A 14,179-nucleotide genomic window follows, 5' to 3' on the forward strand; every position below is an offset into this window, starting at 1 on the left:
GCACCGGGTCAGGCGCCGTGGACCTCCAGCGCCGTCCGGACCGCGGACTCCAGGGCGCCCTCGATCCAGGCCGGCTTGATGGACGTGTGGCAGCCGGCGAAGTGCAGCGGACCCTCAGGCGTCCGCACATCCGGGAACAGCTCGGTGTGCTGGCCGGGCAGCAGCACCGACGCCTCGCCGTACGCGTACGGGTCACGCATCCAGGACTGGGTGCGGCCGACGCCCGTGTAGAACACCTCGATCCGCTGCCCGTACACGTCCTGCACGCCGCCCAGGGTGCGCGGATAGCGCTCGTCGTCCTCCAGCGAGTCCCACTTCAGGGCGTCGTCGGCCCAGCTGTACGAGGCGAGCAGGACCCCGCCCTCGCTGCCCTCGACCCGGTGCGAGGGCTGGTACATGAACCGGTTGGCGTTGTCGGTCACCGAGCCACCGCCGATGACGTGGGCCGCCTCCGGCTGATTGCGGGCGGTGGCCCGGCAAGCGGCGTAGTGGACACGCTGGTTCGGCGGGATGTGGCCGCTCGGTACGGAGGGGTGCGTGCCCAGCAGCGAGCCGTCGGCCGGGGCCTTGCCCAGCCGGTAGGCGTCGTACAGACCGGGACGTACGGCCTCCAGCTCACGCTTCCAGTCCGCCTCGTCGAACTCCCACCAGCGGCGGCTGAATTCGAGCAGCACCTTGGTCGCCGCGTCGTAGTGGACCTCGGTGATCGCGCGCCTCTTGCCGTACGAGAGCGCCGGGGCGACCGGGATGTGCCGCAGCCCGGAGAAGGGCACCGTGACGATGGCCCGGTCGCCGGTGAAGGTCTCCCGGACGACGGGACCGCCCCGCCCCTCGGAGACCGTCTCCACACTCACCCCGTCCTCGGAGTGGCTGATCCGGGTGGCCCGGCGGTCCAGGTGCACCAGATCCTTCACCTGCGCGTACATCGCGTCGGCCAGGGTCGCGGTGCCGTCGGGCAGCTCGAAGAAGGAGGTCGCGGGGCTGATCAGCGACGCCCCGATGAAGCTGTGCAGGAAGGCGAGATGGAGCCGCGAGGTCATGTTCTCGACCGTGCCGATGAGGTCGACGGTGCGCTCGTCGAGCTTGGCCACCTCGGTCATGTACCGGAACATCGAGAAGTGCCCGTAACGCTGGAGGACGGTCGCCCAGCCGTCGACCAGGGCGCTGCCCTCCTTGCCCTCGATCTCCGCGCGTACGGGGGCGAACGCGTCCCGCACGATCTGCGAGGCGGGGGTGTTCTCGTGGGCCGCGGGGACGCCGAAGGAGCGGTTGACCGCCTGCGGCTTCGCGGCGTAGTCGGCGCGGCGGACCCGGACGCCGTTGACATGGATCCAGGTGCGGTTGGCGGGACGCCCTTCCGTGTCCACGTCGGTCAGGTGGAAGCGCCGGGTCTTCAGCCCGAGATGAGCCATCAGCCCGGTGACCAGCGGGTGGCTGTCCGGGATGCGCATGGCGCCGGCTTCCGCGTACTGCTTCGGATCGGCGAAGGGCGGCTCCGACTGCTCGTGGCCGCCGGCCCGGAAGGTCTTGATGCGGCCGCCGACACGGTTGCCGTTGGCCTCGATCACGGTGACGTCGTGACCGGCCTCGTGGAGCAGCCGCGCCGCCGTGAGTCCGGCCGGTCCCGCACCGACGACCAGCACCTTCTTGCGCGCGGCACGGGTGCGGGGCAGGCCCTTGCCCAGCAGGACCTCACGGTAACCGGGCACCAGGTCCTGGTCGTTCTCGTCGCGTACGAGGATGGCGCGGGCGACGAGGAGAGCGGCTTCCCGGTCGGATCCGGGCGCCGCTTCCGGCGCGGCGGCCGTGGCCCGGGGCGCCGCGGCCCCTGCGGGCGGGGCGGCGCCGGTCACGGCGAGGGCCGCGGCACCGGCCGTGGCGCCCGCGATCACGGCACGGCGGGAAGGCAGGGTGGGGGACGATTCATCAACAGGTGAGGTCATGTTGATCACCCTGCTGTGCGGGACCTGACGAGACCGTCGTGGACGCGCGCCCACCGCTCTGATTCACCCGGTGGTGATCTTGGTCGACCGGTGTTGACACGGGCCGGACCAGCGGGAGTTGAGGCTCAGCGCACGGAGAACCCGTACACCGTCGTGGAGACGAACTCCTCGCCCGGCCGCAGCACCGTGCTCGGGAACTCCGGGTGGTTCGGCGAGTCGGGGAAGTGCTGCGTCTCCAGCGCGATCCCCGCGCACGCCCCGAACGGACCGTCGTCGATGTGGTCGGCGGTGTACAGCTGGAGCCCCGGCTCCGTCGTACGCACCGTCAGCAGGCGGCCGGACGCCGGGTCGTACAGCTCGGCGACCGGATCGTCGCCGGTCTCCTCCAGCGCGTAGTTGGTGTCGTAGCCGGGCCCCACAGGCTTCGGCTCCCGGAAGTCGAACCGGGTCCCCTCCACCGGCAGGAGTTCGCCCGTGGGGATCGACTCCTCGTCCACCGCCGTGATCCGCCCTGCCGCGACCCGCAGTTCGTGCCCGAGCGCGCTCCCGCTGTCCGTGCCGGCCGGATTCCAGTACGTGTGGTTCGTCAGGTTCACCACGGTCGGCGCGTCCGTCGTCGCCCGGTAGGCGATCCGCAGCGCGCCGTCCTCGTCCAGGGTGTACGTCACCGAGACCTCCAGCCGCCCCGGGAAGCCCTCCTCGCCGTCCCCGGAGACCAGGGAGAGCCGCACACCGTCCGGAACCTCCTCGGCGTCCCACACCCGCTTGTCGAAACCCCGCTCGCCGCCGTGCAGGGTGTTGCGGCCCTCGTTCGGTGTCACCCGGTGCGTCCGCCCGTCGAGGACGAAGGAGCCGCCCGCGATCCGGTTCGCGTACCGCCCGACGGTGGCGCCGAAATAGGGGCCCGTGTGCGTCTCGTACCCCTTGGCGTCCGGCAGCCCCAGGGCCACCTCGGCCCGGGTGCCGTCCCGCCCGGGCACCACGACGGACTGCACCACGGCGCCGTACGTCAGCACCCGCACCCGCACGCCCCCGCGTTCCAGGGTCCAGCGCCGGACCGGTGTGCCGTCGCCGAGCGTGGAGAAGTCTTCGCTGTGTACCGCTGCACCCGTAGTCATGATCAATAACCTTAAGGCCGACCGGCCGCCGTGATCTCGCGGTAAGCGATTTCTGCCAGCCTGGCCTGGCCGTTGCGTCCCGGGTGGAACCAGTCCCACTCGCTGAGCTGCGCACCGGTGAACCGGTAGTCGAAGACCGCCCCGCCGTCGTAGCGGCAGAGCTCGTCCCGCGCGCAGACGTCCCGCAGCGCCTCGTTGTACGCGACGACCCGCGCCAGCACCGCGTCGCGCCGCGCGACGGCCGCCGTCCCCATGTCGTCGGCGTCGCCCAGCATCGACCGGCAGATCCCCAGCTTCCAGATCTGCTTGCCCAGCGGGTTCTCCCGCCCGGTGGACCAGAGCCGCTTGAGATCCGGCACGCTCGACACGTACACCTGCGACTTCGGGGCCGAGGCCCGCAACTGCCGCATCGACGCCTCGAAGGAGGCCCGGAAGTCGGCCACCGGAGTCATCAGCCGCACCGAGTCCCGGCAGGCGTCGTTCGCGCCGATCATCACCGTGACCAGCCCCGGCCGGTCCTTCGCGGCCAGCGCCATCTGCTCCGGCAGCTGCGCGATCCTGGCCCCCGACACGGCGTGGTTCCAGCTGTGCGAGGCCGCCTTCGACGCCCCCAGGAGGCGTACGGCGAGGCTGCGCACCCCGCCGTCGGTCCCGGTCGCCCAGGACACCTCGGGGCAGTCGGCCAGCACCGAGCAGGCGTCGAAGCCCCGGGTGATGGAGTCCCCGACGGCCGCGATGGAGGCGGGGCTCGCGTCCCACGCCGGCGTCGGCGAGGGGCTTCGGGCGCCCGGGGTGCTCCGCGACTCCGTGCCCCCGTCGGAGGTGCAGCCCGCGAGCGCGGCCGCGGCGACGAGCGCGACCGCCGCCAGAGTGGCCGCGGCGCCGCGGGCACGGCGGCGTGGCGAACGCTCAGGCATCCCTGTTTCCCCTTCGGTCACACGGGTGATTGTGCCCCTGGCACACCCGGACAGCCCCAGGTGGCGGGCCCTCGCGCCCTCGCGGGTGAGTGCTGGGCGAATCAGGGGCCCGGGACCGACGGTACGTCACACACCCGACCCCGGCGCACGGTAGCTTTTCCCCGTCGAGCCAGTGGCGCCCGCCCGGCCCGCGGACGAATCGGCGGGTCCGGTAAGTTATCTCACGTCACATACTGTCCCTTTTCTGGAGATTCACTCCCGATGCTGTTTACTGATGACAACCTCGGGAGCCGGCCGGGAAGAGACCGTACGGGCGCGAGGCCGCTGGGGAAGGCGAACCTCGTCCCACACTGGAGGTCCCGGTGACGACACGTGGAGTCCTTTACGTTCACTCCGCACCGCGCGCGCTGTGCCCGCATGTCGAATGGGCGGTGGCGGGCGTACTCGGTGTGAGGGTCCAGCTGGACTGGACCAGACAGCCGGCCGCGCCCAACACCTGGCGGTCCGAATTCTCCTGGAAGGGCCGGGCGGGCACGGCGTCGGAGCTTGCCTCGGCCCTCCGCGGCTGGGACCTGCTGCGCTTCGAGGTGACGGCGGAACCGTGCGCCACGGCGGAGGGCGAGCGCTACAGCTCCACGCCGGGTCTCGGCATCTTCCACGCCGTCACCGGCATGCACGGTGACATCCTGGTCCCCGAGGACCGGCTGCGGGCGGCCCTGGCGCGGTCCCTGAACGGTGAGACGGACCTGGAGGCCGAGGTCGCCAAGCTCCTGGGCAAGCCGTGGGACGACGAGCTGGAGACCTTCCGCCACGCCGGTGAGGGCGCGCCCGTGCGGTGGCTGCACCAGGTGGTGTAGCAGGGGCCTGTTCAGGCCCCGAGCCCTGGCCGGGGAGTGCGCAGAAACGTTTGGCCGCGGCCCTCTGCGCATGTGGTCCGGGGCGGGGCACCGGGCCGGCACTCAGGCCTGGGACTCGGCCCAGAAGTTGAAGATCCTGGAGAGGCCCGCCCGGACCGCCCCACGCCGGGTCAGCACGGACCGGTCGACCCCGGTGAAGAGGACCGCGAGGGCGACGTCGGCGGGCAGGACGCGTCCACCTGCCCGCACGGTCATCCGCCTGCCGTTTCCGAGGCCGGACTGCCGCACCGTGACGACGGAGCCCGGGTCCTCGGAGTCCGGCTTCCGGGACAGCTCGTACGCCCGGCGGCCGACCGCCCTGAGCACGTACACATCGCCCAGGTACGTCATCCGCAGGGCGCGCCCCCGGTGTGTCGGCGCCCACCGGTTCCGGCTCATCCGCACGAGCCCGTCGCCGACACGGAGCGTCGAGCGGTTCAGGGTCGGCATCGACACGATCTCCGCGTGCGGGCCCCGTGTCTCGAACACCGCCGTGGGGATCAGCCCGCCGCGCGCCTCGGTGACGATCGCGTCCGGAGTGTCCCGGCCCGCCGGGTACACCACCCGGATGTCGCCGAACTCCGCGGAGGTGCCCTGCCAGCCGTACTTCGTGAGCCCGACGGGCTGCCTCTCCTTCAGGTACGCGAGCGTGAACGGGCTGATCGTCGTGTGCATGTCTTTCCCTCGCTGGTCGGACGTGTCGGTGCGCCGCCCCCGCGACGGCGCGCACATGCGCGAGGCCCGCCTCCCGAAGGGGGAAGCGGGCCTCGCGGCAGGATCAGCCGGTCAGACCGAACGGAACGCCAGCACCACGTTGTGGCCACCGAAGCCGAACGAGTTGTTGATCGCGGCGATCGGTCCCTCCGGCAGCGCACGCGGCTCACCGCGCACGACGTCCGCGTCGACCGCCTCGTCGAGGTCGTCGACATTGATCGTGGGCGGCGCCATCCGCTTGTGCAGCGCCAGGACCGTCGCCACGGTCTCGATACCGCCCGCGCCACCCAGCAGGTGGCCCGTCATGGACTTCGTGGCGGAGATCGCGACATGGTCCAGGTCGTCGCCCAGCACCGCACGCAGCGCCTTGATCTCCGCGATGTCGCCCTGCGGCGTGGACGTGGCGTGCGCGTTGAGGTGGACGACCTCCGACGGCTTGAGGTCCGTCGAGTCCAGCAGGTTCTGCATCGCGGCGGCGATCCCGCGCCCGGTGGGCTCGGGCTGCGCGATGTGGTGGGCGTCCGCGGACAGACCCTGGCCGAGCACCTCGCAGTAGACCTTGGCGCCACGCGCGGCGGCGTGCTCCGCGGACTCCAGGATCACGACGCCGGCGCCCTCGCCGAGGACGAAGCCGTCACGGGACGTGTCGTACGGACGCGAGGCCTTCTCGGGCTCGTCGTTGCTCTTGGACATCGCCATCATGTTGGCGAAGGCCGCGATCGGCAGCGGGTGGATGGCCGCCTCGGTGCCACCGGCGACGACCACATCGGCACGGCCGGTGCGGATCATCTCGACGGCGTACCCGATGGCCTCGGCGCCCGACGCACAGGCGGAGACCGGAGTGTGGACACCCGCCTGGGCGTTGACCTCCAGGCCGACGTTGGCGGCCGGGCCGTTGGGCATGAGCATGGGAACGGTGTGCGGGGAGACGCGGCGTACGCCCTTCTCCTTGAGCACGTCGTACTGGTCGAGCAGGGTGATCACGCCGCCGATGCCGGAGGCGATGACCGAGCCCAGGCGCTCGGGCTGGATCTTCTCGTCCTCACCGGCCTTGCCGGTGAAGCCGGCGTCCGCCCACGCCTCACGGGCGGCGATCAGCGCGAACTGCGCCGAGCGGTCCAGCTTGCGGGCGAGCGGTCGGGGCAGTACCTCGCCGGGATCGACGGCCGCGAGGGCGGCGATCCGGACGGGCAGTTCGGCGAAACGTTCGCCCTCGAGAGGCTTGACGCCGGAACGGCCGGCCATCAGACCTTCCCAGGTCGATGCGGAGTCGCCACCCAGCGGAGTGGTTGCGCCGATACCGGTGACGACCACGGTGCGATTGGTCGGGCTCACTGGAAAATCTTCTCCACGTGTAGAGGGTCGTGAATCAGCGGCGCCACCGCCGGGTGGCGACACACGGGACGGGCTGGGATCAGCCCTGGTGCTTCAGGATGTAGTCGGCGGCGTCGCCGACCGTCTTGAGGTTCTTGACGTCCTCGTCGGGGATCTTGACGTCGAAGCGCTCTTCGGCGGCGACGACGACCTCGACCATGGACAGCGAGTCGACGTCCAGGTCGTCGGTGAAGGACTTGTCCAGCTGGACGTCCTCGACCGGGATACCGGCGATCTCGTTGACGATCTCGGCGAGACCGGTGACGATCTCTTCCTGAGTGGCGGCCATGTTGGCGCTCCTTCGATATGTTTCTGCAGGGTTCGGGCGTGCGGACCGAAAGGTCCGGTGTGCCTAGGGGAGGGTAACGACCGTCGCGGCGTAGACGAGACCCGCCCCGAAGCCGATGATGAGCGCCGTGTCGCCGCTCTTGGCCTGACCGGTCGCCAGAAGCCGCTCCATTGCGAGCGGAATCGAGGCGGCCGACGTGTTGCCGGTGGTTTCCACGTCACGGGCGACCGTGACGTGCTCCGGCAGCTTGAGCGTCTTCACCATCGAGTCGATGATCCGCATGTTCGCCTGGTGCGGAATGAAGACATCCAGGTCCTCCGGGGAGATCCCGGCCACTTCCAGCGCCTGCTGGGCGACCTTCGCCATCTCGAAGACGGCCCAGCGGAAGACCGCCTGGCCCTCCTGCGTGATGGCCGGGAACTTGACCTCGCCCCGTTCGTTGAGAGGCAGGTTCGAGACGTCGCCGATGTGGAAGTCGTTCCACGACACGGTCTGCTTGATCGTCTCGGACTTGTCGCCCTCGGAGCCCCAGACCGTGGGGCCGATGGCCGGCTCCTGGGAGGGGCCGACCACGACCGCGCCCGCGCCGTCGCCGAACAGGAAGGCCGTCGCGCGGTCCTCCAGGTCGGTGAGGTCGCTGAGCCGCTCGACGCCGATGACAAGTACGTACTCTGCCGAGCCCTCGACGATCATGCCCTTGGCGAGCGTGAGGCCGTAGCCGAAGCCCGCGCAGCCGGCCGAGATGTCGAACGCGGCGGGCTTGCCCGCGCCGATCCTGTGCGCGATGTCGGTGGCGACGGCGGGGGTCTGCTTGAAGTGCGAGACGGTGGAGACGATGACTCCGCCGATCTGCCCGGGATCGATGCCGGCGTCCGCGATCGCCTTGCCGGAGGCCTCCACGGACATCATGGACACGGTCTCCTCGTCGGAGGCCCAGTGCCGGGTGGCGATACCGGAGCGGGAGCGGATCCACTCGTCGGACGAGTCGATCGTCTCGAGGATCACCTCGTTGGGCACGACACGGGTCGGGCGGTAGCCGCCCACACCCATGATCCGCGCGTACGGGGCGCCCTTGCTGGGCTTGATCTTCGACATGCTCTCGGGCTCCTTAGGCGCCTGCGTGCTCGGAGATGAGCGCGCGGGCCGCGTCGAGGTCGTCGGGGGTCTTGAGCGCGAGGGTCCGCACACCGGGCAGCGCGCGCTTGGCGAGCCCGACCAGGGTCCCACCGGGCGCGGCCTCGATGAGGGCGGTGACACCGAGCTCGGCGAAGGTCTCCATGCACAGGTCCCAGCGGACCGGGTTGGCGACCTGGCCGACGAGCCGCGAGATGACCTCGTCGCCGGTGGCGACCGTCTTCCCGTCGGCGTTCGACACGTACGTGATCTTCGGGTCGGTGACCGTCAGGGCGGTGGCGGCTTCACGCAGCTTGTCCACGGCCGGAGCCATGTGCGACGTGTGGAACGCGCCGGCCACCTTGAGAGGCACCACGCGGCGTACGCCCTCGGGCTTGTCCTCGACCAGCGCGGCGATCTGCGCCGCGGTGCCGGCGGCGACGATCTGCCCGCCGCCGTTGACGTTGGCCGGGGTGAGCCCCAGCTTCTCGAGGTGCGGGACCGTGACGTCCGGCTCCCCGCCGAGGAGCGCGGCCATGCCGGTCTCGGTCACCGCGGCGGCCTCGGCCATGCCGAGTCCTCGGGTGCGTACGAATCGGAGCGCCGCCTCGTCGTCGATGACACCGGCCAGCGCGGCGGCGGTGATCTCACCGACGCTGTGGCCGGCGACGACGCCGGGGGAGGCGTCCAGGGCGGCGGCGGAGAGGAGACCCGCGGCGACCAGCAGCGGCTGGGCCACCGCCGTGTCGCGGATCTCGTCCGCGTCGGCCTTCGTGCCGTAATGGGCAAGGTCGAGCCCGATGGCGTCGGACCATCCCGCGATGCGGTCGGCGGCACCGGGGAGTTCGAGCCAGGGAGTCAGGAAGCCGGGCGTCTGAGCGCCTTGGCCGGGAGCGACGAGTACGAGCACCCTCACACTCTCTCTTGTGGACGGCCCCGGATGCCCGTGGGGACAGGGACGAAGAACCGTCAGGGGAATTGTTGAAGTTCGACAAAAGTCTAGGACTGAGTGTCCCCGGCGGCCAAGCGCCCCAGGATGAGGGCGATCCGCAGCGTGAACGCGGAACGGACGTCGGAGGGTGACCAGCCGGTGACGTCGGTCACACGTCGCAGCCGGTAGCGCACGGTATTGGGGTGCACGAACAGCATCCGTGCCGCGCCCTCAAGACTGCTCGCCTGCTCCAGATACACACTCAGCGTCTCCAGAAGTGCTGAACCCGCTTCTTCGAGCGGTCTGTAGATCTCCTCCACCAGCTGATCGCGCGCGGCGGGGTCTCCCGCCATCGCACGCTCAGGAAGGAGATCGTCCGACAGGACGGGCCTCGGAGCGTCCTGCCACGCCGAGCAGGCTTTGAGACCGGCGGCCGCGGCCTGCGCGGACCGGGTGGCCGCGAGGAGGTCGGGCACCACGGGCCCGGCGACGACGGGGCCGGCCGCATACGGTCCGATCAGCGACTTCGCGACGTTCAGGGGATTGTCGCTGCCGCCCGCGATCACCACCAGACGGTGTCCGAGGACCCCGGTCAGGACCTGGAGCTTCGCGTGCCTGGCCGCCCGACGGATCGCCTCCACCGTGAGCTCGCTGTCACCCTCGGGGGCGGTGCCGAGGACGACACACACATGCTCGGGGGAGTTCCAGCCGAGGGCGGCGGCCCGGGACACGGCGCCCTCGTCCGCCTCGCCGGACAGCACCGCGTTCACCACGAGCGACTCCAGGCGGGCGTCCCACGCACCGCGGGCCTCGGCGGCCTGCGCGTAGACCTGCGCGGTCGCGAAGGCGATCTCGCGCGCGTAGACGAGGAGCGCCTCGCGCAGCACCGACTCGTCACCGGGCGCCGCGACCTCCTCGATCGCGGTCTCCATGACCTCGATCGTCGTGCGCACCATCTCGACGGTCTGTCGCAGGGTGATCGCCCGCGTCAGCTCCCGCGGAGCCGTGCCGAACACATCGGTGGAGATCGCCTGCGGTGTCTCCGGATGCCGGAACCACTCGGTGAAGGCGGCGATACCGGCCTGGGCGACCAGGCCGATCCAGGACCGGTTCTCCGGTGGCATCGCCCGGTACCACGGCAGCGTCTCGTCCATGCGGGCGATGGCGTTCGCGGCCAGCCGGCCGGAGGACTGCTCCAGGCGTTTCAGGGTCGCGGCGTGGAGATGCGGGTCATGCGAGGCGGGCTGCTCAGGATCGGGTTGGGGCACGCACACAAGACTGCCTTATCGGGACAGGTGACCGGAGGGGCGGGGCGGAAGACCGGCCGACGGGGATACCTTGGTGGCGTGATGTACGTACGCCGCTCCGGGGACCGGTTCCGCGGCGGGGACCCGGCCACGGGTGACTCCGCGGGCATCGAGACCCTGCACGCGTTCTCCTTCGGGCGGTTCTACGACCCGGACAATCTGCGCTTCGGCCCGATCCTGGCCTGCAACGAGGAGCGTCTCGCCCCGGGCGCGGGCTTCGACGAGCATCCACACAGCCACACCGAGATCGTCACCTGGGTGGTGGAGGGCGAACTCACCCACCGCGACTCGGCCTCGCACGCCACCGTCGTACGGGCCGGGGACGTCCAGCACCTCAGCTCGGCCGCCGGGGTGCGGCATGTCGAGCGCAACGACGGGGAACACCCGCTGACGTTCATCCAGATGTGGCTGGCCCCTCTGCGGGCCGGCGGGGAGCCCTCCTACACGCACGTCGCCGGGATCGCCGATTCCACCCCCTACGCCCTCCCCGAGGCGGGCGCCATGCTCCATGTGCGCCGGCAGACCGAGGGCGAGCGAACCGCCGTGCCCGACGCGGCGGGCGTCTACGTCCACGTCGTACGGGGCCGTGTGCTCCTCGCGGGCGAGGAACTGGGGCCGGGCGACTCGGCCCGGATCACGGAGTCCCGGGGGCTGGAGGCCGAGGCGCTGGAGCAGGCCGAGGTGCTGCTCTGGGAGCTCGCCTCGGTGTGATGCGGGGCGGACGGGAGCTCCTTGCGGGGTCCGCACCCCGACGGCATCCGCCGGGGGGAGGATCTTCACCTCGCGGCCACGCGGGCGCCAGTGGGCCCGGCCATGATCGGGGCCGTCCGTGACCCCGTGCCAGGAGGCTCCCATGTTCCGCCGGACCCTGTCCGTCATCGCCACCGTCGTCGCGCTCGCCGCCGCGGGATCCGTCGCCCAGGCATCGGCCGCCGACGCCGCGCCCCTCCCCGGTGCCCGCGTGCTGGACGTCATGTCGTTCAACATCCACCATGCCCAGGGGACCGACGACGTGCTGGACCTCCGTCGGATCGCCCGCGTGGTCCGCGAGAGCGGTGCCGACGTGGTGGGCCTCCAGGAGGTCGACAACCATTACTCGGATCGCAGCGAGTGGGCCGACCAGTCCGCCGCACTCGCCGAAGCGCTGGGTTACCACGTCGTGTTCGGCGCCAACATCGACAACGCCCCGCCGGCCCCCGGCGGCCACCGCGTGCAGTACGGCACCGCGATCCTGTCCCGCTACCCGATCACCGCCTCGGAGAACACCTGGCTGTTCAAGTCGCCGGATCAGGAGCAACGCGGCCTGCTGCACGCCACGATCGACGTCCACGGCAGGAAGGTGGAGTTCTACAACACCCACCTGTCCGCCAGCTCGCAGACCGACCGCCTCGCGCAGGCCGGCCAGGTCGTGGAGCTGATCGGGACGACGAAGCCGGGGATCCTGGTGGGCGACTTCAACGCGCTGCCGACCGCGCCGGAGTCCCAGCCGCTGCAGAAGGCCTACACCGACGCGTGGGCCCGGTCGCCGCACCCGCGCGGTGACGGCGCGACCCACCCCTCCGAGGCCCCGGCCAAGCGGATCGACGTCATCTACACGAACCGCGGGGCGACGCCCCTGGTCACCCGGGTGGTGCACACCGACCCGGCCGCCTCCGACCATCTGCCGCTGCTCAGCAAGGTCCTGGTCACCCGCTGACCGTCCCGCAGCCCCCGTGGACCCGACCCCGCCGGGCCTACGGGCGCCGCTCCAGCAGTCCCAGTTCGAGCGCCGTCACCACCGCGTGCGTGCGGTCGCCGACGTCCAGCTTGGCGAAGACCCGCAGCAGATGCGTCTTCACCGTGGCCTCCGTGATGACCAGCCGGCGGCCGATCTCCACGTTGGACAGCCCGTCCGCCACCGCGCCCAGCACGTCCACCTCCCGTCTCGTCAGCGTCACCGGGGCCGGCATCCGCATCCGGGCCACCAGCCGCGCCGCGACGCGCGGAGCCAGCACCGTCTCGCCCCGGGACGCCGAGTGGACGGCGTCCACCAACTGCTCGCGGGTGGCGTCCTTGAGCAGGTAGCCGATGGCGCCGGCCTCGACGGCGCGCTCGATCTCCGCGTCGGTCTCGTACGTGGTCAGGATCAGCACCCGGGTCCGGGCGGGCCCGGCGACGATCTCCGTGGTGGCGCTCGTCCCGTCGAGGACGGGCATCCGCAGATCCATCAGCGCCACGTCGGGCTCCAGCCGTTCCACGAGCCCGACGGCCGCCCGCCCGTCCTCGGCCTCGCCGACGATCTCGATGGTGGGTTCGTCGGCCAGCAGGGCGACGACCCCGGCGCGCATCACCGTATGGTCGTCCGCCACGATGATCCGGAGCTTCTTCTCCGCTGCCCCTTGTGTCATTTCAGCCCTGTCCGTCGGTGGGAATCATGGCCAGGACACGTGTGCCGTCACCGACCGAGCTGGTGACGGTGAGCTCACCGCCGAGCTCGGCCAGCCGCTTGCGCATGCCGTGCAGCCCGAAGCCGTGGGAGTCCTCGGCCACGAAGCCGCGGCCGTCGTCGGTGATCTCCAGCTCCACCCCGTACGGCTGCGCGGTGAGGACCACCTCCACGGCGGAGGCCGCCGCGTGCTTGCGGATGTTGGCGAGGGACTCCTGGGTGCAGCGCAGGAGAGCGATCCGGGTCTGCTGGTCGCAGGCGACGTCCGGCAGTTCGGAGGCGACGCCGATCCCGGTGTCCTCGGTGAAGCGGTCCAGGGTCCGCCGCAGGGTGTCCGCCACCGAGCCGGCGGCGACACCGCTCCGCGGGGCGGAACCGACGAGGACGCGCGCCTCGGCGAGGTTCTCGCGGGCGGTGTTCTCGATCGCGAGCAGTTGCTTCCCGCTCCGGCCCGGGTCGTTCTCCAGACCGGATCTGGCCGCTTCCGCGAGCACGATGATGGACGCGAAGCCCTGGGCGAGCGTGTCATGGATCTCCCGCGCGAGACGTTCGCGCTCGTCCGCCGCCCCCTGGCGGTGGTGCGCCTCGACCAGCCGGAGCCGGGCGTCCTCCAGTTCGGCGTTCAGCCGGCGGGCCCGCTCTTCGGCGTCCTCGGTGATGTGGCGTACGCCCAGCCCGATCAGCACGCCGGCCGCGTAGCCGATGACCGTGAAGATCACGTTGCCGGTGAGGAACTCCCCGTCCCAACCCTGCCGTACGACGTTGCCGGCCACGACGCCCGCCGCGGCGACCCCGCTGAGGACGATCGCGGCACGCGCGCTCGTGGTGTAGATCCAGAAGTGCGGCAGCGTCACCGCGTAGAGCGCCGCGCCGCCGTCCAGGAGGTACGACATCGCGCCCAGGCCCACGACGAGGACGTACAGGTAGGGGCGGGGGCGCAGGACGGGGCTGCCGGGGAACAGCCCCACCGCGCCGTACGACAGGGCCAGCACGACCAGCAGCGCCAGCACCGGATACCTCGTCGTGTCGGGCGCGTCTGCGACCGCGACGGCCGGCGGGACCACGCCCAGCAGCACCCAGAACACGGCGTTCCACCGGTGCAGCGACGGTACGGTCAACTCGATCTCGGGCTGCGGCCGTTGCTTCACCGCG

General features: G+C 71.3%; 14 protein-coding genes. 3 read left to right on the forward strand and 11 right to left on the reverse strand.

What is annotated here, in order from left to right; genetic code table 11:
* Positions 1 to 8: 8 nt before the first annotated feature.
* From ACIQM3_RS15375 to ACIQM3_RS15385, 3 genes are all read right to left on the reverse strand, one after another.
* Entirely contained in the window at positions 9 to 1,943 is a 1,935-nt protein-coding gene (locus tag ACIQM3_RS15375) for a flavin monoamine oxidase family protein (RefSeq protein ID WP_401623931.1), read from the reverse strand.
* 125 nt (positions 1,944 to 2,068) lie between these two features.
* Positions 2,069 to 3,061: an aldose epimerase family protein gene (locus tag ACIQM3_RS15380; RefSeq protein WP_401623933.1), complete on the reverse strand. Its 993-nt coding sequence runs from the start codon at positions 3,059 to 3,061 to the stop codon at positions 2,069 to 2,071.
* An 11-nt stretch (positions 3,062 to 3,072) separates the two neighbouring features.
* Positions 3,073 to 3,978, reverse strand: a complete 906-nt coding sequence (locus ACIQM3_RS15385; RefSeq protein WP_401623935.1) for an SGNH/GDSL hydrolase family protein — start codon at positions 3,976 to 3,978, stop codon at positions 3,073 to 3,075.
* A 362-nt stretch (positions 3,979 to 4,340) separates the two neighbouring features.
* Between ACIQM3_RS15385 and ACIQM3_RS15390 the strand changes: the two genes are divergently transcribed.
* Positions 4,341 to 4,835: a DUF3145 domain-containing protein gene (locus ACIQM3_RS15390; protein WP_401623936.1), complete on the forward strand. Its 495-nt coding sequence runs from the start codon at positions 4,341 to 4,343 to the stop codon at positions 4,833 to 4,835.
* 102 nt (positions 4,836 to 4,937) lie between these two features.
* On the opposite strand, the gene ACIQM3_RS15395 is transcribed toward ACIQM3_RS15390, so the two are convergent.
* The 6 genes from ACIQM3_RS15395 to ACIQM3_RS15420 all read right to left on the reverse strand — a co-directional run bounded on the left by ACIQM3_RS15395 (position 4,938) and on the right by ACIQM3_RS15420 (position 10,563).
* A complete protein-coding gene (locus ACIQM3_RS15395) occupies positions 4,938 to 5,549 on the reverse strand; it encodes a hypothetical protein (RefSeq protein ID WP_401623938.1) in 612 nt (203 codons plus the stop codon).
* A gap of 111 nt (positions 5,550 to 5,660) precedes the next feature.
* A complete protein-coding gene (gene fabF, locus ACIQM3_RS15400; RefSeq protein ID WP_401623940.1) occupies positions 5,661 to 6,923 on the reverse strand; it encodes a beta-ketoacyl-ACP synthase II in 1,263 nt (420 codons plus the stop codon).
* Between the two features lie 79 nt (positions 6,924 to 7,002).
* Positions 7,003 to 7,251, reverse strand: a complete 249-nt coding sequence (locus ACIQM3_RS15405) for an acyl carrier protein (RefSeq protein ID WP_014045780.1) — start codon at positions 7,249 to 7,251, stop codon at positions 7,003 to 7,005.
* 63 nt (positions 7,252 to 7,314) lie between these two features.
* Complete coding sequence (locus ACIQM3_RS15410; protein WP_401623942.1) at positions 7,315 to 8,346, reverse strand: ketoacyl-ACP synthase III; 1,032 nt, start codon at positions 8,344 to 8,346, stop codon at positions 7,315 to 7,317.
* Positions 8,347 to 8,359: 13 nt separating this feature from the next.
* The gene (locus ACIQM3_RS15415; protein WP_401623944.1) at positions 8,360 to 9,274 is read right to left on the reverse strand and encodes an ACP S-malonyltransferase; all 915 of its coding nucleotides are present in this window, start codon (positions 9,272 to 9,274) and stop codon (positions 8,360 to 8,362) included.
* An 89-nt stretch (positions 9,275 to 9,363) separates the two neighbouring features.
* The gene (locus ACIQM3_RS15420; protein WP_401623946.1) at positions 9,364 to 10,563 is read right to left on the reverse strand and encodes a PucR family transcriptional regulator; all 1,200 of its coding nucleotides are present in this window, start codon (positions 10,561 to 10,563) and stop codon (positions 9,364 to 9,366) included.
* A 78-nt stretch (positions 10,564 to 10,641) separates the two neighbouring features.
* On the opposite strand from ACIQM3_RS15420, the gene ACIQM3_RS15425 reads away from it, so the two are divergent.
* Positions 10,642 to 11,313, forward strand: a complete 672-nt coding sequence (locus tag ACIQM3_RS15425; protein ID WP_401623948.1) for a pirin family protein — start codon at positions 10,642 to 10,644, stop codon at positions 11,311 to 11,313.
* Between the two features lie 142 nt (positions 11,314 to 11,455).
* Positions 11,456 to 12,298 (forward strand): endonuclease/exonuclease/phosphatase family protein, encoded by an 843-nt coding sequence (locus ACIQM3_RS15430; RefSeq protein WP_401623950.1) that lies wholly within the window; start codon positions 11,456 to 11,458, stop codon positions 12,296 to 12,298.
* A 37-nt stretch (positions 12,299 to 12,335) separates the two neighbouring features.
* On the opposite strand, the gene ACIQM3_RS15435 is transcribed toward ACIQM3_RS15430, so the two are convergent.
* The gene (locus ACIQM3_RS15435) at positions 12,336 to 12,989 is read right to left on the reverse strand and encodes a response regulator (RefSeq protein ID WP_401623951.1); all 654 of its coding nucleotides are present in this window, start codon (positions 12,987 to 12,989) and stop codon (positions 12,336 to 12,338) included.
* 1 nt (position 12,990) lies between these two features.
* Positions 12,991 to 14,175, reverse strand: coding sequence for a sensor histidine kinase (locus tag ACIQM3_RS15440; protein ID WP_401623953.1), 1,185 nt, complete (start codon positions 14,173 to 14,175; stop codon positions 12,991 to 12,993).
* Positions 14,176 to 14,179: the final 4 nt, after the last annotated feature.

The sequence above is a fragment of the Streptomyces sp. NPDC091271 genome (genome assembly GCF_044757505.1).
Lineage (GTDB): Bacteria > Actinomycetota > Actinomycetes > Streptomycetales > Streptomycetaceae > Streptomyces.